The sequence below is a fragment of the Tepidicaulis sp. genome (assembly GCF_965222285.1).
GTDB lineage: Bacteria > Pseudomonadota > Alphaproteobacteria > Parvibaculales > Parvibaculaceae > Tepidicaulis.
In genome coordinates, this window is sequence record NZ_OZ244942.1 from 2088513 (window position 1) to 2106288 (window position 17776).

A 17776-nucleotide genomic window follows, 5' to 3' on the forward strand; every position below is an offset into this window, starting at 1 on the left:
GGGCAGGCCCCGAAAAACGAGCCCCCGGAATCAAGAAGCGGCGCCGGGAACCGGCGCCGCTTCAACGCCTCAGGAGGCGTCACAGGAACTTTTAGCCCCGGAGGGAGGCAGGTCAGGCCGTCTCGGCCTCATCGCCATCGTCACCCTCTTCGGCATCGCCTTCGAACTCGGTTGCAACGAGCCCGGCATTTGCCCGCACAGCCTTTTCGATGGAAGCGGCCATGTCCACATTTTCCTTGAGGAATTGCTTGGCGTTTTCCCGGCCCTGGCCGATCCGCTGGCTGTCATAGGAATACCAGGCGCCCGATTTCTCCACGACCCCGGCCTTCACCCCGAGATCGAGCAATTCACCGGTCTTGGAAATACCCTCGCCATACATGATGTCGAATTCCACCTGCTTGAAGGGCGGGGCAACCTTGTTCTTGACCACCTTGACGCGGACATTGTTGCCCACCACCTCGTCGCGCTCCTTGATCGAGCCGATACGGCGGATATCGAGGCGCACGGAGGCATAGAATTTCAGCGCATTGCCGCCCGTCGTCGTTTCCGGGCTGCCAAACATCACCCCGATCTTCATGCGGATCTGGTTGATGAAAATCACCATGCAATTGGATTTGGCGATGGAAGCGGTCAGCTTGCGCAGCGCCTGGCTCATCAAACGGGCCTGAAGACCGGGCAGACTGTCGCCCATATCGCCTTCAAGCTCGGCGCGCGGCGTCAAAGCGGCCACGGAGTCGATCACCACAATATCCACCGCGCCGGAGCGTACCAGCGTGTCGGCAATCTCAAGCCCCTGCTCGCCCGTATCGGGCTGGGAGATCAGAAGGTCTTCCAGATTGACGCCCAGCTTGCGCGCATAAATGGGATCGAGCGCATGTTCGGCATCGACGAAGGCGCAGACGCCGCCGCTCTTTTGCGCTTCGGCCACCGTGTGCAGCGCCAGCGTCGTCTTACCGGAGCTTTCCGGCCCGTAAATTTCCACCACACGGCCCTTCGGCAATCCCCCGATGCCAAGCGCCACGTCGAGACCGAGAGAGCCGGTGGAAATCGACCCGATTTCGACCACCTGCTCGTTCTTGCCGAGGCGCATGATCGATCCCTTGCCAAAGGAACGTTCGATCTGGCCCAAGGCTGCGTCCAATGCCTTCTGCTTATCCATATCGCTCTTATCGTCTTTCCTGGAAAGGCTGACTACGTTTTCGGCTGTATCGCTCTTCGCCATCTTCGGCACCCCTTATTTCACAGGGGCCGTAGCCCCGCAATGGAAGTAAATGTACATATTTTGTTCTCATTGGCAAGCGATGCAATAAGCAGCTGTTTTAAAACGATAAATCGGAACGTGTTCGCAGAGCGTTCTCGAAAATTTGACCTTATCCCGCCCCCGCCGGCGCGACTCGCCGCTGCCGTCCGTCCGCCGCTTCCCGCGAAGGAGGATTCGGAAGCCCGGCGCAGCTTATGAGCGTGCAAATGCCCCCTCTCGGGCGCGCTCCCGGCACTCGCGCAAATATGAAAACCGAAGGCCAGAATTGCCGCGCGCCTGCCATTGCGGGCCCGGCGCAAACGGGCCACCTAGAGCGCGGGGATGATCACGCCAATTCCGGGGGACAGGCTCATGACCGCCACCAGCTTTCCGCTCTCTTCCTTGCCGCTGCTGCTTGTGGCGCTTTTCGGCTTCATCGCCTTTATGGGCGCGCGCGCCTGGCGGGCAGGCACGCTGACCCAGAGCGAGGCCGCGCTCCTTTTCGGGTTCTTTGCCGCCGGCGCACTCTGGACCTGGGTCTGCGCTGAGCTCGCCCTTTCCGGCGCCGCGCGCAGCGCCGAATTCCTTTTCTGGCTTCCCGGCCTCTGGCTGCCCTACACGATCATCCTCATCCTGCAGCCCTTGCGGCTCATGGCTTTCGGCCGCCAGGCGCTTTACAAGCTGATGGATGAAGTGCCGCCCGCCGCCATCGTCGCGCTGGAAGGCTTGCGCATTCTCGGCCTCGGCACCTTGATCAAAACGTTTCAGGGCACCTTCCCCGTCCATTTCGAAGTGCTGACGGGCATCCCCGATCTTCTCTTCGGCTTTTCCGCCCTTGCCGTCCTCTGGCTCATTGCGCGCGGCAAGATCACCTGGCGCGGGCTTGTGCGCTGGCACCTTGCCGGTCTTTTCCTGCTCGTGCCCGCCGGGCTTTTCATTCAGCTCGGCCTGCCCGGCCCCTTGCAGCTTTTCTCCAGCCCGCCGACAAGTCTTGCGCTTTTCGAGTTTCCGATGATCCTCGCGCCCGCCTCCGCCGTGCCGCTCTTTGCCTTCATCAATGTCTGGTCGGTGCTTTGGCTGCGCCGGCGCAGACCTGAAAACCTGCTCGCGCCTTACGCGCGCAGCACCGCAGCGGCAACGGAGAAAAAAGCACAAGCCTAAGGGAGATAGAAGTCGGCGCCTCAGGCGTCGTCCATCGCCTCTTTCACCGCTGCGGCAAGCTGCTTCAGCGAGAAAGGTTTCGGCAGGAAGCGGAAATCCTCATTGGGATCGAGGCTTTTGGCAAAGGCGTCTTCGGCATAGCCCGACACGAAAATGATTTTCGTCGCCTTGCCCCGGCTGCGCAGCTCTTTCAGCATGGTCGGCCCATCCATATTGGGCATCACCACGTCGGAGACGATGAGATCGATCTTGCCTTCATGGCTGTCGACGAGTTCAAGCGCCGCCTCGCCGCTTTCCGCCTCCAGCACTTCATAGCCGCGCGTGGTCAGCGCGCGCACGGCGAAGGTGCGCACCGCATCTTCGTCTTCCACCAACAAGATGGTGCCCTTGCCGGTCAGATCGCGCGTATCGGCGGGCGCGGCCTCTTCGGCCTTGGCGGCCTTTTCCTTCTCGGTCTCATAATAGCGCGGCAGATAGATGCGGAAGGTCGTACCCTTGCCCACGGTCGAGTACGGGAAGATATAGCCGCCCGTCTGCTTGACGATGCCGTAAACGGTGGAAAGCCCGAGCCCCGTTCCCTTGTTCACGTCCTTCGTGGTGAAGAAAGGCTCGAAGATCTTCGCCAAGTGCTCCTTGGAAATCCCGGTGCCGGTATCGGCCACCTCGACCAGAATATATTCGCCGGGCGGCATCACCGAATGATCGAGCGCGCGGGAATCGGCCTCCGACACATTCGCCGTGCGGATCGTCAGCCGTCCGCCTTCGGGCATGGCATCGCGGGCATTGACCGACAGATTGACGATCACCTGCTCCAGCTGGCTCTGGTCGACTTTGACGAGGCCGAGATCGCGCCCATGAACGATTTTCAGGTCCACCGTCTCGCCCAGCAGCCGGTCGAGCAGATTATGCAGTTCGGCCAGCTCGTCCGTCAGGTTCAGCACTTTCGGGCGCAGCGTCTGGCGGCGTGAGAAAGCCAAAAGCTGGCGCGTCAGATTGGCCGCGCGGTTGGCGTTCTGCTTGATCTGCATGACATCGGCAAAAGAAGGATCACCAGCCTTGTGGCGGGCAAGCAAGAGATCGCAAAAGCCGATAATCGCGGTGAGCAGATTGTTGAAATCATGCGCCACGCCGCCGGCAAGCTGCCCCACCGCCTGCATCTTCTGGGACTGGGCGAATTGCAGTTCCAGCGTTTTGCGCTCGGTGGAATCGACAATGTAAAGGGCAAGCTGCGCGGTCCCGCCGTCTTCCGCCCCGCCCCCGGCAGCCCCCGCCCGGCTATCGAGCCGGCTCGTATAGACCTGCACGATCCGGTCGCTTTGACCGGCCAGATGCGCCTCGAAAGAAACGATACCGTCGCCCTTCAGCCCGCGCGTCAGCGCGTCGCGGAAAGCATCCCGGTCTTCAGGCGCCAGAAACTCGGCAAACTTGCCCGCCTTGTTGACGGGCATATCGACAAGGCCGGTAAAGGCCGCATTCGCCGCTTCCACCCGTCCCTTGCCATCCAGCATGACGACACCAACGGGCGCGTGCTGGAAGAAGCGGGAAAAGCGCATCTCCGCCTCGCGCAAGCTGGCTTCCATCTCATCGCCCGGCGAGCGGTCGAGCACCAGCGAGCGCGTGGCAAGGGGCGCGCCCTCGCTGTCATAAGCATAGGTCTGGATGATGCGGCTCGGCAGCGGCCCGTCCGCGCCCTTGAGGTCGAGATTGACCACCTGCAGGTCCATTCCCTCCTCGCCCACGGGCGGCGAGAGCGCTGCCACATCGCCCACCGCCAGATCCTGAAGGCTCATGCCGCGCGCGGTAATCTGATCCGGCTCGAGCCCGAGGCTCGCCGCCAGATGCTTGTTCACATAAGTGACCTTGCCGTCCGCACCGGCGGAGAAGAAACCGAACGGCGCCTCGTCGAGATAAGAGAGATAGCGCGTGCGTTCCTCGCGCGCGTCCTTCGCCGCCGCCCGCTCGCTTGTCAGGTCTTTGATATGCCAGAGCGCCGCGTCCCGCCCGAAGCTGCCCTGCCCGTCCAGCGGGCGCACGGAAACAAGCGCCGTGATGCTGCGCGCCGCGCCTGCCGAGGGCTGAAAAGTCAACTCCGCCTCATCGGCAAGGCCGAGCCGGGCGGCCTGTGCAAGCTGATAAAGCGCTTCTTCCACCCCTTGCTGGCCCGAGAGCAGCCGGTCGAAGGGCACCGCCCGGCCTTTATCGTCAAGGCCAAGGGCGCGGTAGGCTTCATTGGCAAAAAGCACTGTGCCGCCGGACGAAGTAACGAGGCAGGGATCGGGCAGCGCCTCGAGTGCCGGGGCGGCAAAGCCCTTCACACTGCGCGAGAGCGTGCCGCGCGCGCCTGCCCCCGCGCCCCGAAAGGCCAGGCCGAAAAAGGCCAGCGCCACGGCCGAGCAGATGCCGGCCAGCAGGAAATAGGCGATGGGGCCGATGGCGGAAAAATCGACAAGAGAAAAGGCCAGCAGCGCCACGGCGATAATCGCCCCGAGCCAGCTTACCCGCGAGAAAAGCCCCGGCCCGCGCGGCGCGGCAAGCGCAGCCGCTTCGGCACCGTTCAACGTGCCGGGGGCAGCTTCCAGCCCTTCGGCCTGACCATTTATGTGAGCATCCAGCTGGCTCATGCGCTCAATTCGACCCGCGATCGGCTCTCGTGTCCAGGGCCGGACTTAAACGCCGGCAGAGCCTGCGAATCAGGTCCGGCGCGTCCGCCAAGCCATTTTAGCCTTAAGACGCATGACGTAGCCAATAACCTCTGCCACGGCGCGGTAATGTTCCGGCGGGATTTCCTCGTCGATCTCGACCGTCGCATGGAGCGCGCGGGCAAGTGGCGGGTTGACCACAACGGGGATTTCATGCGCCTCGGCGATTTCACGGATTTTCAGGGCCACCGCATCGATACCCTTGGCCAGCACCAGCGGCGCGGCCATGCCCTGCTCGTATTTCAGCGCAATGGCATAGTGGGTCGGGTTGGCGATCACGACCGAGGCTTCGGGCACGGCGGCCATCATGCGCTTGCGCCCGCGTTCCATACGCAGCTGGCGCAGCTTCGCCTTGACGGTCGGATCACCCTCCATCTGCTTATATTCGTCTTTGATTTCCTGAATGCTCATGCGCTGCTTCTTCATCCACTGGAAGCGCTCATAGAGATAATCCAGCCCCGCCACAATGCCGAGGATCGCCAGCACGCCGAGGGAGACGCGGATCGTGAGCATGCGCACCAGCGGCAAAAGCTCGCTCACTTCATAGGTGACCATCACGGCCAGCCGGTCCTTCTCCGGCCAGAGAATGAGAAACGTCACCGCCCCCACCACGCAGATTTTCACGATGCCCTTCGTGAAGTTGACGAGGCTGGTCAGCGAGAACAGCCGTTTGAAGCCTTGCAGCAGCGAAATCTTGTTCAGCTTCGGCTTCATCTTTTCGGTGGTGAAGATCGGCTTGTGCTGCAGCACATTGCCCGCCAGCGCCCCCAGCATCAAAACCGCCATGGGCAGCGCGAGCGACAGCAGCACCGCCTGGCCGATATCGAGCCAGAGCATGCGCAAATGCTGCGCGTCCATGGGAATGTCGTGGGGCGAGGCGATGAAGACCTCGAAGAAATGCGACAGCTTGCTTGCCATACCGGGTGAAAGAAAACCCGCCGTCACGCAGGCGCCAAGCATCACGAACCAGGTATTGACCTCCTGGCTCTTGGCCACGTCGCCTTTTTTATGGGCGTCTTCGAGCTTCTTACTAGTTGGCTCTTCTGTTTTTTCTGTATCGTCGGATTGATCGGCCATGCCTCACCTCCAAAATTCAGCCGTCAGGCGAGGAACTGGCTCAAGGTCGCCTCGAAATAGCCGAGGAACCACGACATCATCACACCGAGCAGCACCATCAACAGCAGGAAGCCGAGGAAGATGTTGGCCGGCAGCGCAATAAAGAACACCTGCAATTGCGGCATCAGGCGGGAAAGGATCCCGAGCCCCATATAAAAAACCAGACCGAAAACGAGGAACGGGGCGGCAAGCTGCACGCCGAGTTTGAACGACCCGGCGATCACGCCTGTCACAGCCTGAAGAAAATCCCCGACCGGCAGCGGCGCGCCCGGTTTGAAAAGCGCATAGCTGTCATTCATCACCGCGATGAGCAGATAGTGCAGATCGGTGGCGAAAATCATCGTCACCGCCACAACCGACATGAAGGAGCCCACAAGCGCGCTCTGAATACCCTGCGTCGGGTCGACGTTCTGCGCGAAGGCAAGGCCCGTCTGAAAAGCGATGATCGTGCCGGCGATCTGCAGCGCCGTCATGAGAAGGCGCGCGGTGCCGCCGATCATCAGCCCGATCAGAAATTCCGAAACGATCTGGCCTGCCAGAAGCGCGGGCGTTGGCGGCAGCGGTCCGTAATTATCCTGCACCAGCGGCATCAGGATCGCGGCGAGCGCCACGGCAAAGGTCAGACGGATGCGTCCCGGCACCGAAATTTCGCCAAGCGCCGGCATCAGCATGATCATCGTGCCGATCCGGCAGAAGATCATGAGGAAAACGAAAACCGTATCTGGCGCGGCGGTAATGTTCACGCGGGAGTTCCCTCGCCTCTTTCGAGCGGCGGTTAACCGGCGACGATTTTATCGGCGATATACGTCATGTAGGTGCCCATGGCCTGGCCCATGAAAGGCAGGAAGACGAGCATGAAGAGAAAGATCGCCAGGATCTTCGGCACGAAGACCAGCGTCATTTCCTGAATTTGCGTCAGCGCCTGGATCAGCGCGATGGCAAGACCGACCGCCAGCGCAACCAGCATCAGCGGCCCGGAGACTTTCAGAAGTACGTAAATCCCTTCGCGGGCCACATCGAGAATTTCAGCGCCGGTCATGCGGCTTGTCCCCTTGTCGATTTCCCCGCTCCCCCGAGCGGAACTTGTCAGCAGTCGGTCTAAACAGTCAGGCGCGCCTAGATCGGCATGCGCATGATTTCCTGATAGGCGGTGATCACCTTGTCGCGCACGGCAACAACGGTCTGCACGGTGGCCTCGGCTTCGGAAACGGCGGTCACGAGATCGACCACATCGCCTTGCTGAGCGACCGCGCTCACGGCCTGGGTTTCGCTCGCCTTGCCTGCTTCCACAACGCCGCCAAGCGCCTGGCCGACAAGATCACCGAAGCTCTGCCCGGCAAATTCCTTCGGCCCCTGGCTTTTTTCCGCGCTGCCCGCCGCAGCCGATTTGACCGCATTGGCGTAAGCGTTAAGCGCAACAGATGCTGGAATGGTCATCTTCTAGCCCTTTCCTAACGGCGAAGCAGGTCGATGGTGCTGCCCAGCATGCGGCGCGTCGCCTGAATGACGTTCAGGTTCGCTTCGTAGCTGCGCTGCGCTTGGCGCATGTCCATGGCTTCCACAAGCCCGTTGACGTTCGGCGTTTTCACATAGCCGTCGTCATTGGCAGCCGGGTGGCCGGGCATGTATTTCAGTGTGAAAGGCGACTGGTCGAGCTTCGGCCGGTCCACCTGCACTTTTTTCACGCCAAGCTCGCGGTCCAGTTCGTTGGAGAACGTCACGACCTTGCGCCGGTAAGGATCGGCGCCCGGCGTCGTGCCGGTGGAATCGGCATTGGCGATGTTTTCGGCGATCACCCGCATGCGCCCGCTTTGTGCGCGCAGGCCCGATGCCGCAACCATCATGGCTTTAACAAAATCCATCTTACTTCTCCCAATCAGCTGCGCGGCCCGAGAGCCGTGCGCAGGAGCCCAAGGCTCTTGGAGTAAAGACCCGTCACCATCTCGTAATCGACTTGGGTCTCGGCAACCTTGATCATCTGCTCTTCCAGCACGACGGAGTTACCCGTCGGCGTGGTTTCGGAGTCGGGGCGTTCTTCGCTTTTCGGCTTGGTGCCCGTGGCGCCGCCCGGCCCGATATGCATTTCATTGGTGCGAACGGGTTTGAGAACCGGCCCGTGCGCGTTCAGCACGGCGCCGAAGTCCTGCTTCTTCAGATCGCGCGCGGCATAGCCGGGCGTGTCCGCATTCGCGACGTTCTGGGACAACACGCGCTGGCGCTCCGTCAGCCAGTGCATACGGTCCTTGATCATGCCAAATAGGGGAATGTCACCTAAGGCCATTGCGATCTCGCGTTTCAACGTTGCAGAGCAGCTCTCCTTCCTTGGAGCGCGCCTCCGGCACATCGTCACGCCACACAATCCTTGGGCGGCAGGTCAATCTTTCCTACCTCGGGGCTAAAATTTCCTTAACAAAACCGCCAACTAGGAAATTCTGTCCCAGTAAGGCACCCCCTTAACCCGTTTTTAAGCTTAACAGCGGAAATATCTGCCTAGTGACCTGCACGCGGGAGAACCCGCTGAGCGCCAATACGGCATGAGGGGCAGATGGATCTGGCAGAATACACACGCTTTCTAGGGGCCTTGCTTCTGGTTCTGGCGATGATCGGGGGCTGCGCCTGGCTGGCGCGCCGCTTCGGGCTCATGCAGCACGGCCTGACGAACGGCCCGGCAAGCCGCCTTGCCATCGTCGAAAAGCTGACCCTCGATCCCAAGCACAAGCTTCTGCTCATCCGCCGTGACGGCAAGGAACATCTGATCGTGGTCGGCGAAACGACGACACTGATCGAGGCCGGCCTTGACGCACCCGCCCCCGCCGAAACCGGCGCGGAAGCAGAGACCGTCAATGTCGCGTCCTTTCCCGGCTTTGCCGCAAGCACGCCTGCCGCGCAGCCGGCCCACGCCAAGATGACCGCCCCCGACTTCCTTCTCAAAGGGATCGCCTATCTCAAGGAGCGCCGTACGTGATGCATTTGTCCAAGTTCACCCGGCCTGCTCTTTTTGCCGCCGCCGCCCTTGCGGTGCTGAGCCTCGCCTCGCCCGCCTTCGCGCAGAGTGTGAGTATCGATTTTGCGGAAGGCTATGGCCTCACCGAGCGCGTGGTGCAGCTCATTGCACTGATCACGGTTCTGACGCTTGCCCCTTCCATCCTCATCATGGTCACGTCCTTCGTGCGGATCGTGGTGGTGCTGTCCTTGCTGCGTACCGCCATGGGCGTGCAGCAAAGCCCGCCCAACGCCGTGATGATCTCTCTTGCGCTCTTCCTGACCGCCTTCGTCATGGCGCCGGTTTTCGAAAAAGCCTATGAGACAGGCATCGAGCCTTTAATGAACGATCAGATGGAGATCGGCGAAGCTTTCGACAAAGCCTCGCGCCCCTTCCACACCTTCATGATGAGCCAGGTGCGCGACAAGGATCTCGGTCTTTTCGTCAATCTCGCCAAGATCGAAGAGCCGGAATCGCCCGAAGCCGTGCCGCTGCGCGTGCTCGTGCCCGCCTTCCTGATCAGCGAATTGCGCCGCGCTTTTGAAATCGGCTTCCTGGTCTTCGTGCCCTTCATCGTCATCGACATGGTCGTCGCCTCGGTGTTGATGTCCATGGGCATGATGATGCTGCCGCCGATCATTATCTCACTTCCCTTCAAGCTCATCTTCTTCGTCCTAGTGGACGGATGGAACTTGATTACCGGCTCCCTGGTGAAGAGCTTCGGCATTTAGCGCCGCTCTTCCTCCCAACTGAAAACCCCCGTGCCTCGGGCACGGGGGATTTTTTTGGGCCGGGCATGAAGCCCTGCAAATCTTCCGGGAAAATCAGTTGATGGCCGTCGCCGCCTGCTCGTCCAGGTCCTTGCCGATGGTCGAGACGAATTCGTCCAGCGTATCGGAATTGGCGAACTCTTTTGCCAGACGGCGGAATTCCTCGCCCTGCCGCTCGATGGGTTCGGAGAGGATGGCGAATTTGCCCGCATCGGCCCCCGCACGCATCTGATCGCCGAATTTCTCCCGCAGCCGCCCGAGCCCGATGGGATCATCGGCCAGCGAATAGGCGATGGCGGCGCGCATGATCATGCGGCGCACCTTCTTCGGCACCTCGCGCTCATTGAGCCAGGTATTGCCGAGCGTGGATTCGATCTGCTGACCCGTCTCTTCCCAGCGCTGAGCGGCCCAGAGCACATCGGCCTTCATCCACTCCGCCTCCACCGTCTCCATCTCGGAGAGAAGGTCGATCGCGTGGTCATAGAGATTGAGCTCGGACAGCGCGCGCGCTTCCAGAAGGCGGCGTTTGTCGGCAAGATTGTCGGGCAGCAGCGACTGGCGTGTAGAGCGCAGTGCCTCCAGCGCTTTTTCCGGTTTGTGATCCATCAGCCGCACCAAGGCAAGGCGCGTGGCAACCTGCGCCCGCGCAATGCCGCGCAACCGGTGATCCACCTGGTGCTGCAGCAACTCGGCGGCCTGATCGAGCAGGTCCACATCGACGAGTTTGTTCGACAACTGCCGGATCATCGCATCGCCGCGCTGACCGATCGGCGTCAGCTCACGGAAATCGTAATAGAGCGACAACGCCTCGATCGGGTCCATCTCATCGGCCCCGCCGCCGAGGAAGAGGTCCGAGAACGTGTCCGTCATCGTCGTGGCGATGCGCCGGGCCTGATCGGTCTCGGGGAAATTCGTCACCGCCGTCTGCATCACGCGCAGCCCGTCTTCCACCTCGCCCATCGCAACATGCATTTCCCCGAGCCGTTCCATGACGGAAAGCTCGAGGTCATCGCCGCGCCACATGAAGCCGATCGCCTCGAGCTCCTGCATGAAGCCCGCATCGGCAAGCAGCCCCATCTCATGCTTGATCTTGGCTTTGGCAAACCGCGCGCGCGCCGCCACGGGGCGCGGCCCGCGTTTTTCCAGCCGCTCCAGCGTTTCCAGCGCTTCGTCCGTCTTGCCCGCCGCCTCGAGCATCAGTCCGCGCACGAGCTGGGCTTCGGCAAGCCAGATATTGTTTTCCGTCTCTTTCGGAATCTCGTTCAGATTATAAGCGACGGAGGCAAGATCGCCCGCCGCAAGCTCCGCCTCGGCGGCCTTGACGCGGAACATCGCCTGGAAGTCGGGCTCATATTCACTGAACGCCTGACCCGCCCGGTCGAACTCGTCGCGCGCCTCGCGCATATTGCCAAGCTCGGCCTGCGCCGTGCCGCGCCAGAGCGCTGCATGAGGGTCCTGCGCCAGCCCGCGTCCCGACAGATCACCCAGCGCCTCGTCGAAGCGGTGCATCATGATATGGCCCACCCCGCGCAGCGCGAGATAGGCCGGCTCCAGCGCCACGTCCGAGCTGAGCTTCTCAGCCAGCCGGAGCACGGCAATCGCTTCCGCGCCAAGCTGATAGGCAAGAAGGAACCGGGCATAATCGAGCTGGTCCTGCAAACTGTCTGTGGGCGCATTGGCCAGCTTGTCGAGATGGAACTGCCGCCGTTCGGCATAGCTCGCGCCCGGCGCTTCGCGCCAGCGCTTAAAATCCATCTTGCCGGGCTGCGTGGGCGCCTCGATCGAAACCTGGGCGCTTGCATCTTCCTCCACATCGCCGGAGGAAAGCGTCAGCCCCGCCCCGCGCGAGACGATCACCTCGTCCTTGATGGCACGCACGTAAAGATCGTCGGAAAGCGAGACGAAGGCGAGGCCCTGCGCCGTCGCCAGCGCGGCGAACTCCACGAAATTGCGCGGCGCGACGAGCCCTTGCGGCGGGCCCTCCGCCGTCACGATGGCCAGCACATCCTTCACATTCGGGTCACGCACCCAGTGCACCTTGCCGCGCCCGTTGAGATCGAGGCTGACTTTCGCCTCGCCATTGGCGCTCCAGCCCCTAAGCAACGAGACGGGCCGCACCGGCTCGACGATCGTGTCGCCGACCGTGAAGACCCAATTATTGCCCTTCTCGCTTGCCGCCAGCAGAACCCGCTGCGGCGGCTGAAACTGCACGATGGTCGCATCGTCCATGGGCACCAGTTCCGCCGGGCCCAATACCTTGCTCATGTCCGCCGTCAGGGCGGAGAAGTCGAGCTCGCGCTTGGCATCGAAGACCAGCCAGACGCGCCCGTCCCGCTGAAAGGCCGCCGCGCCCGTGCGCTCGGCCCAGGGGAAGATGAGACGCACGCTCTCGCCCACAAGCTCGGCCACCACATTGAGCGGGCCTTCGGTATCCGCAGCCACCACCGCCCCAGCTTGAACGGCAGCAAGTTCGGGTTTTGCCTCGGCCGCCGCTTCAACTTTCGCGCCCGGTTTTCCCTCTTGCGTTTTTGCCGGCGCCGGCTGCGCCTCGGCCTGCTTGGCGGGAGCCGGTTTTACCGGTTCCCCTTCCGCCTTCGCGGTGTCTTTCGTCTGCGGCTTTTCAGCTTGAGCCGGAACTTGCTTTTCTGCGGAGGCAGCGGCCACCGGCTTTTCAGATTCCGCCTTGGCTTCCTTCACGCCTGCGTTGCTTTCGGCCTTCTGCGCTTTTTGCTGCGGCTTGGCAGGCACCTCGCTGCCTTTCGGCGGCTCGGGCGCCTTGGCAAGCGGCGCCGCGCCCCGGCCAGGGGCCACGATATCGATCACGACATTCAAGTCCTCGCGGAAATCACGCACCGTCACGCCCGGCACCGTATCGAGCGCCACGGTCAGGCGGCCATTGCTGCTGCCCGCCGAGGCCCCGGTCAGAAAGGCCGGCGGATCGACCCGGAGCCGTGCCAGCGGAAGTTTCGCATCCCGGTCGAAGACCACCGTCACCCGACCGTCGCGCGAGGAAACGTTGTAGAGCACCGGCTGGCCCCAATCGAAGACAAGCCGGGTAAAGGTTTCATGCTCGCCCACCCGCAAGGTCACGCCGGGGGCGGGTTCGGCAATGTTCAGTTCCGCCTCGCCTTCCTTTTCGGCGACGGCCTGTTTGACGGCGCTGCGTTCAGCTTCCAGCCGCGCCATCACATCCGCGGGCAAGGGCGGCGGCGCGCTGCGCCAATTGGGCGGCAGAAGATCGATATAGACCTCATTGCCTGCCTCATGGGTGTTGATGCGGAAATCGGCTTTCATGGCAAGGCGCATCGTCCGCTTGCCCGGATCCGTGCGCACCAGCGCCACATAGCGCGGCATATTGGCGGCAAGCTCGCTCAAATCCGCCTCGAACGGGTCCTCGAAACTGATGACCAGCACGTTCGCCGCCGTCAGCGCCTCGAAGCGCGGCGCGCTTTGCACCCGCAAAGGATCGTCATGGCGCGGCCAGGTGAAGACCAGCCTGCCGAACCCGTCTTCCTCATCGCCCGTCACGGTAATGGGCGTGGCCGCGGAAGCCTGCGCAACATAGGCGAGCGACAGCGCAAGCACGGCAAAGGCCGCGCGCGCAAAAGCGCCGATCCGCCCATGTCTGAAGCGCATGCTCACCAATTGGCCTCCTTCACGCCCGCAATCACGATGGCAATACCCGAGCCCGCATCGCTCGCCACCTCGGCGGACAAATCAATGGTGCCAGTATACCCCCCTTCGCGCAAACGGTCGCGCAGAATGGCCGCCCGGTCGAAAGCGAGCCGCCAATCGCCCGTATCCGTACCGAAACCGCCGGTAGGGCCCGCCGGCACCGTGACGCGGATCTGCAGCGGATTGGAAGCATACTGAAGAACGGCTGCCAGCCGGTGCAGAAAATCCTCGCCCTCGATAGTAAGCGTACGCATCCCGGCGGGGATAAGTCTGTCGGCCCGCGTCAAAAGGACGAGCTGATTGCCGGATGCCTGGGTCACTTGGCGCGCAAGTGCCGTCTGATCGCGCGAGGAAGCCACCCCGCCCGTCTCAAGCACCGCGGCGAGATACCTCGTCTCAAGCCGCCCGCGCGCGCCTTTCAGCGGCGCGGCAAGCCCTGCGCTGCCCTGCTCGACGGTTCCCAAAACCGCACCGCCCGCCGCCGGCTGGCCCCGGAACGCGCTGCCAAGGGCCTGCCAGGCCGTGCCGCTCGGCGCCGAGGCCGCATAGATCAGCACGAAAAAGGTCAGCATCAATCCCATAAGATCGGTGAAGGTGATGAGCCAAAGCGGCGTCTCCGCGCCGCCTGCCTCATGTTCCTGCCCGCCGAAAAACGCCTGGAGAATGCCCGTCATGGACGCCCTCCCTGCCCGCGCGGGCGTTCGGCAAAAAATTCAAACAGCACATCGCGCCCGCTCAAGGCCGATACATCGGCCACAAGCGCGCCAGAAGCAACGCCCCGGCTTTCCAGCGCCCGTGCAAAGGCCATGGCGCGGCGCTCATCCAGCCGTCCCTGAGGCGCCGCAGGCACAACAACGCGCAGGCGGTGGCGAAACTCCATCTCGCCGCGCATCAGCATGGCCGCAAATGTATCGAGAAGCACATCCTGCTCGGGGCGCAGCGCGCCGACGCCTTTAGTGAAAAACGTCTCAGCGGGAAGGCGCAGCCGCAAAAAGCCGCCCTCATCGGAAAGCCCGGCCCCCATGCCCGCAGCCCCCAGCCTGGCGCGCAGATCCTCAGCAAAGGCCGCCGAAACGGGCCTGTAAGCCGGCGCCCCCGGCAACGCCTCACGCACCATGGCGCGGCTTGTCTCCGATGCGCTTTGCCCAGCTGTTCCCTTGAAAGCCGCCTGCACGCTGCCGATCACCGGCCCGCCCTTGGCGACGTCGGTCGATGCCTGACTGTTGAGAAAGGCGAACATGGCAAGCAGAAGAAGAAAAACGGAAAGCAGCGTCCACAGCGCGCTGATGGAGCCGTCATTGACCTCCAGCGGCAGATCGCTCAAGGCGTTCCGGGCACTGCCTTTGCGGCGTGCCGGCGCAGAATGCGCTGAGCGCTCGCTCATAACTGGGCCCCCCGATACGCCATTCTGGCTTGCTCCGATGCAGGTTCTTGCACGCGCCGCCTCATGCGGCAGCCCGCTTCCGGAGAGGAAAGCGGACGGAACCAGATTAACGATTGACGGTTAAGTGCCCCTTAAGGCGGACCTATGCGAAACGGGAAATTCGCAGCATGGAGGCGGGCAAAGAGCGAAGGCGGCTCAAAGCCGCCCGGAAAGCGTCAGTTTGCCGCGCGTTTTCCTTCGCCGTCTTCCATTTCCGCTTCCATCATCGGCGCGGTTTTCTCGAACTGCGCCGCCATTTCCTGCAATTCGGCAGGCAAAGGCTTGGGCAGGGCGATTTCCACGGTCAGCTCCTGCGCCGTGACCGGGTCCATTTCGGCCATGATCGCGGCCATTTTGCGCTCGTTCATCATGTTGGCGAGCTGCAGAAGCACATCCATGTCGAGGCGTTCGAAGATGCGGGCGGCATCTTTCGGCTTCATCGCCGAGTACATTTTCACAAGGCCCTCGACACGCATTTTCGTCTCGTCGTCTTTCTTGCCGAGATGCGCGGCGATCTTTTCTTCCACCGCCTCAAGCTTTTTGAAGCGCTCGCCGACACGCTTTTCCGCCGCGCTGATCAGCCTTTCGCGCATATCGAGCTCGCGGGCGCGCTCTTCCAGCTCCTTGCGCCGTTCGGAAAGGTTTTTGAGCACCTGCAATTTCGACGGGGTGAATTCGGCAGCCGGGTTCATGACATCGCCCTGGGGCGTCATGACCTGCATCGCATCTCCTGCCATGCTGTCCTTGGCCATCTCCCCGCCCGCTTCCATGACCCCGCCTTCCATCGCCTCGCCTTCTCCCTTCCCTTCCATGGCTTCTTTTTCCATGGCGCCGCTTTCTTCGGCATAGGCAAGGGCAAAGCCCGACAGCGCATTCAGACTGTCATCGAGACCCATGACTTTCAGCCCCAACAGCAATGCGGCGCTGAGCATCAAAACGGGAAGCAAACGCAGGCGGTTGCTCATGGCGAGGTTCCTTCAATCCGCCTAGCGCGCGCGGCGCAGGGCTTCCAGGAGTTTGTTCTGCAAAGCGGGAGGCGCGGCGGCATGCTGCGTCTCCTCGCGCGCGGGCGCGGTGCGGTTCACCCGCAAGCTGGCGGGCAACTGGCGCGAATGGGTGCGGGCAGCGACCTGCGCTTCCAGGCGCTCGGCCAGGTTGTTGCCGCTTTCCACCATCAAAGACAGTTCATCGGCAAGCGCCTTGGCTTTGGAATTGCCTGCCTCGATTTTGCCGGTCACTTCATCGCCCACTTCCCGGGCGCGCTTGACGCGCTCGTCGAGATGATCGGCCGCAGTGCGCGAGGTGTCGTGAAGCTGGCCGACGGAGCGCTGCGCCAGATCGGTCGCCTTGTGCAAGGCATCGATCAGCTCGCGCATGCCATCCTGACCGGAGCGGAGCGCCCGCAGTTTGCGGTCCAGCACATAACAGTAGCAAATCGTGGCAACCAGGAGGACAGCCAGCAAACCTTCGAGAATAAGTCCTGTGGGAATAGCCATCAGACCGTCGCTCCTTCATTATTGTTCAAAAGCCGGTTCTTGATCGATTGTTTGATGCCTTGATCAAGACAGACCGCTACGTGATTACCCATGCGCCCCATCCGGCCTGCCATCAGCGGAATGCCCCCGCAGCGCATGCCGATCTGGTCCTGCGGGCCGTTGTTGAACATCACCGTTTGGCCGACTTCCAGGTTCATCACCTCGCGCAGCATCATCGGCTGCTCGTCGAGCACCGCATCGATCTGCACTTTCGTGGACCAAAGCTCGGTCGCAAGGTGACCTTCCCAAATGGAGTCGCGGCCGAATTTTTCCCCCATGAACATCTGCAAAAGCAGTTCACGAATGGGCTCGAGCGTCGCGTAAGGCAGCAGCATTTCCAGCCGCCCGCCGCGGTCTTCCATATCGATGCGCAGCTTGACCAGGATCGCCGCGTTGGCCGGGCGCGCGATGGCCGCAAAACGCGGGTTCGTTTCCATCCGGTCGAGCTCGAAATGCACCGGAGAGAGCGGCTCGAACGCGGTCTTGGCATCGGCCAGCACCACTTCGATCATCCGCTCCACAAGCGAAAGCTCGATGGTCGTGTAAGGCCGCCCTTCGATACGCATCGCCGCCGTGCCGCGCCGCCCGCCGAGCAGCACGTCCACGATGGAATAGATCAGGTTGGAATCGACCGTGAAGAGGCCGTAATTGTCCCATTCCTCGGCCCGGAACACCGAAAGGATCGCCGGCAGCGGAATGGAGTTCAGATAATCGCCGAAACGGATCGAGGAAATATTGTCGAGGCTGACTTCCACGTTGTCGGACGTGAAATTGCGCAGGCTCGTCGTCATCAGCCGGACCAGCCGGTCGAAGACGATTTCCAGCATCGGCAGGCGTTCATAAGAGACCAGCGCGGAATTGATGATCGCGCGGATACCGCTGCGCTCGGCCGCATCGTTCTCGTCGATCTCGAAGCCGAGAAGACTGTCGATCTCGTCCTGATTGAGCACGCGTTCGGCAGCGCCCGCCTTGACCATGGAAGCTTCGCCCGGATTGGTCGTGGCGGGAGCGGCGGCTTCTTCTTCCGCCTCGCCATCCCCTTCCTCGGCCATGGCAGCCCACTCGGCGGCCATGGCCTCCTCGTCGACTTCCTCATCGCCTGCAGCTTCCGCTTCCCAGGCAGCGGCCAGCTCTTCCTGATCCAGATCTTCGTCAGCCATTTGCCAAACCCACC

The 17776-nt window shown here is 62.3% G+C and carries 17 protein-coding genes; 3 read left to right on the top strand and 14 right to left on the bottom strand.

Annotation, left to right across the window (positions count from 1 at the left end; translation table 11 throughout):
- Positions 1-112 precede the first annotated feature (112 nt).
- Positions 113-1222, bottom strand: a complete 1110-nt coding sequence (recA, locus tag ACOQOT_RS10005) for a recombinase RecA (RefSeq protein WP_420559133.1) — start codon at positions 1220-1222, stop codon at positions 113-115.
- Positions 1223-1612: 390 nt separating this feature from the next.
- Here recA and ACOQOT_RS10010 point away from each other — a divergent pair, with 390 nt between their 5' ends.
- Positions 1613-2401, top strand: a complete 789-nt coding sequence (locus tag ACOQOT_RS10010) for a hypothetical protein (protein ID WP_420559134.1) — start codon at positions 1613-1615, stop codon at positions 2399-2401.
- A 20-nt stretch (positions 2402-2421) separates the two neighbouring features.
- Here the strand turns inward: ACOQOT_RS10010 and ACOQOT_RS10015 are convergent, their stop codons facing one another.
- The 7 genes from ACOQOT_RS10015 to ACOQOT_RS10045 all read right to left on the bottom strand — a co-directional run bounded on the left by ACOQOT_RS10015 (position 2422) and on the right by ACOQOT_RS10045 (position 8467).
- Positions 2422-5022 (bottom strand): response regulator, encoded by a 2601-nt coding sequence (locus ACOQOT_RS10015; RefSeq protein ID WP_420559135.1) that lies wholly within the window; start codon positions 5020-5022, stop codon positions 2422-2424.
- Between the two features lie 69 nt (positions 5023-5091).
- Positions 5092-6177 (bottom strand): flagellar biosynthesis protein FlhB, encoded by a 1086-nt coding sequence (gene flhB, locus ACOQOT_RS10020; protein ID WP_420559136.1) that lies wholly within the window; start codon positions 6175-6177, stop codon positions 5092-5094.
- A gap of 23 nt (positions 6178-6200) precedes the next feature.
- Positions 6201-6959, bottom strand: coding sequence for a flagellar biosynthetic protein FliR (gene fliR / locus ACOQOT_RS10025; RefSeq protein ID WP_420559137.1), 759 nt, complete (start codon positions 6957-6959; stop codon positions 6201-6203).
- A 32-nt stretch (positions 6960-6991) separates the two neighbouring features.
- Positions 6992-7255, bottom strand: coding sequence for a flagellar biosynthesis protein FliQ (gene fliQ, locus ACOQOT_RS10030; protein ID WP_121879651.1), 264 nt, complete (start codon positions 7253-7255; stop codon positions 6992-6994).
- Positions 7256-7332: 77 nt separating this feature from the next.
- On the bottom strand, positions 7333-7653 hold the full coding sequence (locus tag ACOQOT_RS10035) for a flagellar hook-basal body complex protein FliE (protein WP_420559138.1): 321 nt from the start codon (positions 7651-7653) through the stop codon (positions 7333-7335).
- 14 nt (positions 7654-7667) lie between these two features.
- Positions 7668-8078, bottom strand: a complete 411-nt coding sequence (gene flgC, locus ACOQOT_RS10040) for a flagellar basal body rod protein FlgC (protein WP_420559139.1) — start codon at positions 8076-8078, stop codon at positions 7668-7670.
- 14 nt (positions 8079-8092) lie between these two features.
- Positions 8093-8467: a flagellar basal body protein gene (locus ACOQOT_RS10045; RefSeq protein WP_420559140.1), complete on the bottom strand. Its 375-nt coding sequence runs from the start codon at positions 8465-8467 to the stop codon at positions 8093-8095.
- Between the two features lie 294 nt (positions 8468-8761).
- On the opposite strand from ACOQOT_RS10045, the gene ACOQOT_RS10050 reads away from it, so the two are divergent.
- Both ACOQOT_RS10050 and fliP read left to right on the top strand, forming a co-directional pair.
- Complete coding sequence (locus tag ACOQOT_RS10050) at positions 8762-9181, top strand: FliO/MopB family protein (RefSeq protein WP_420559141.1); 420 nt, start codon at positions 8762-8764, stop codon at positions 9179-9181.
- On the top strand, positions 9181-9930 hold the full coding sequence (gene fliP / locus ACOQOT_RS10055; RefSeq protein ID WP_420559142.1) for a flagellar type III secretion system pore protein FliP: 750 nt from the start codon (positions 9181-9183) through the stop codon (positions 9928-9930). Before ACOQOT_RS10050 ends, fliP begins: the two co-directional genes overlap by 1 nt.
- Before the next feature lie 93 nt (positions 9931-10023).
- Here fliP and ACOQOT_RS10060 read toward each other — a convergent pair whose 3' ends face one another.
- The 6 genes from ACOQOT_RS10060 to fliM all read right to left on the bottom strand — a co-directional run bounded on the left by ACOQOT_RS10060 (position 10024) and on the right by fliM (position 17762).
- The gene (locus ACOQOT_RS10060) at positions 10024-13611 is read right to left on the bottom strand and encodes a hypothetical protein (RefSeq protein ID WP_420559143.1); all 3588 of its coding nucleotides are present in this window, start codon (positions 13609-13611) and stop codon (positions 10024-10026) included.
- On the bottom strand, positions 13608-14318 hold the full coding sequence (locus ACOQOT_RS10065) for a flagellar motor protein MotB (RefSeq protein ID WP_420559144.1): 711 nt from the start codon (positions 14316-14318) through the stop codon (positions 13608-13610). The genes ACOQOT_RS10060 and ACOQOT_RS10065 overlap by 4 nt, the downstream gene beginning before the upstream one ends.
- Positions 14315-15028: a hypothetical protein gene (locus ACOQOT_RS10070; protein WP_420559145.1), complete on the bottom strand. Its 714-nt coding sequence runs from the start codon at positions 15026-15028 to the stop codon at positions 14315-14317. Before ACOQOT_RS10070 ends, ACOQOT_RS10065 begins: the two co-directional genes overlap by 4 nt.
- 215 nt (positions 15029-15243) lie before the next feature.
- Positions 15244-16032, bottom strand: coding sequence for a MotE family protein (locus tag ACOQOT_RS10075; RefSeq protein WP_420559146.1), 789 nt, complete (start codon positions 16030-16032; stop codon positions 15244-15246).
- 21 nt (positions 16033-16053) lie between these two features.
- Positions 16054-16563: a DUF6468 domain-containing protein gene (locus tag ACOQOT_RS10080; RefSeq protein ID WP_420559147.1), complete on the bottom strand. Its 510-nt coding sequence runs from the start codon at positions 16561-16563 to the stop codon at positions 16054-16056.
- Positions 16563-17762, bottom strand: coding sequence for a flagellar motor switch protein FliM (gene fliM / locus ACOQOT_RS10085; RefSeq protein ID WP_420559148.1), 1200 nt, complete (start codon positions 17760-17762; stop codon positions 16563-16565). The genes ACOQOT_RS10080 and fliM overlap by 1 nt, the downstream gene beginning before the upstream one ends.
- Positions 17763-17776: the final 14 nt, after the last annotated feature.

Bases quoted from the DNA above. Each gene is read 5' to 3' on its own strand.
- recA (WP_420559133.1), bottom strand. From the start codon at position 1,222: ATGGCGAAGAGCGATACAGCCGAAAACGTAGTCAGCCTTTCCAGGAAA.
- ACOQOT_RS10010 (WP_420559134.1), top strand. From the start codon at position 1,613: ATGACCGCCACCAGCTTTCCGCTCTCTTCCTTGCCGCTGCTGCTTGTG.
- ACOQOT_RS10015 (WP_420559135.1), bottom strand. From the start codon at position 5,022: ATGAGCCAGCTGGATGCTCACATAAATGGTCAGGCCGAAGGGCTGGAA.
- flhB (WP_420559136.1), bottom strand. From the start codon at position 6,177: ATGGCCGATCAATCCGACGATACAGAAAAAACAGAAGAGCCAACTAGT.
- fliQ (WP_121879651.1), bottom strand. From the start codon at position 7,255: ATGACCGGCGCTGAAATTCTCGATGTGGCCCGCGAAGGGATTTACGTA.
- ACOQOT_RS10035 (WP_420559138.1), bottom strand. From the start codon at position 7,653: ATGACCATTCCAGCATCTGTTGCGCTTAACGCTTACGCCAATGCGGTC.
- flgC (WP_420559139.1), bottom strand. From the start codon at position 8,078: ATGGATTTTGTTAAAGCCATGATGGTTGCGGCATCGGGCCTGCGCGCA.
- ACOQOT_RS10045 (WP_420559140.1), bottom strand. From the start codon at position 8,467: ATGATCAAGGACCGTATGCACTGGCTGACGGAGCGCCAGCGCGTGTTG.
- ACOQOT_RS10050 (WP_420559141.1), top strand. From the start codon at position 8,762: ATGGATCTGGCAGAATACACACGCTTTCTAGGGGCCTTGCTTCTGGTT.
- fliP (WP_420559142.1), top strand. From the start codon at position 9,181: ATGCATTTGTCCAAGTTCACCCGGCCTGCTCTTTTTGCCGCCGCCGCC.
- ACOQOT_RS10065 (WP_420559144.1), bottom strand. From the start codon at position 14,318: ATGACGGGCATTCTCCAGGCGTTTTTCGGCGGGCAGGAACATGAGGCA.
- ACOQOT_RS10070 (WP_420559145.1), bottom strand. From the start codon at position 15,028: ATGAGCGAGCGCTCAGCGCATTCTGCGCCGGCACGCCGCAAAGGCAGT.
- ACOQOT_RS10075 (WP_420559146.1), bottom strand. From the start codon at position 16,032: ATGAGCAACCGCCTGCGTTTGCTTCCCGTTTTGATGCTCAGCGCCGCA.
- ACOQOT_RS10080 (WP_420559147.1), bottom strand. From the start codon at position 16,563: ATGGCTATTCCCACAGGACTTATTCTCGAAGGTTTGCTGGCTGTCCTC.
- fliM (WP_420559148.1), bottom strand. From the start codon at position 17,762: ATGGCTGACGAAGATCTGGATCAGGAAGAGCTGGCCGCTGCCTGGGAA.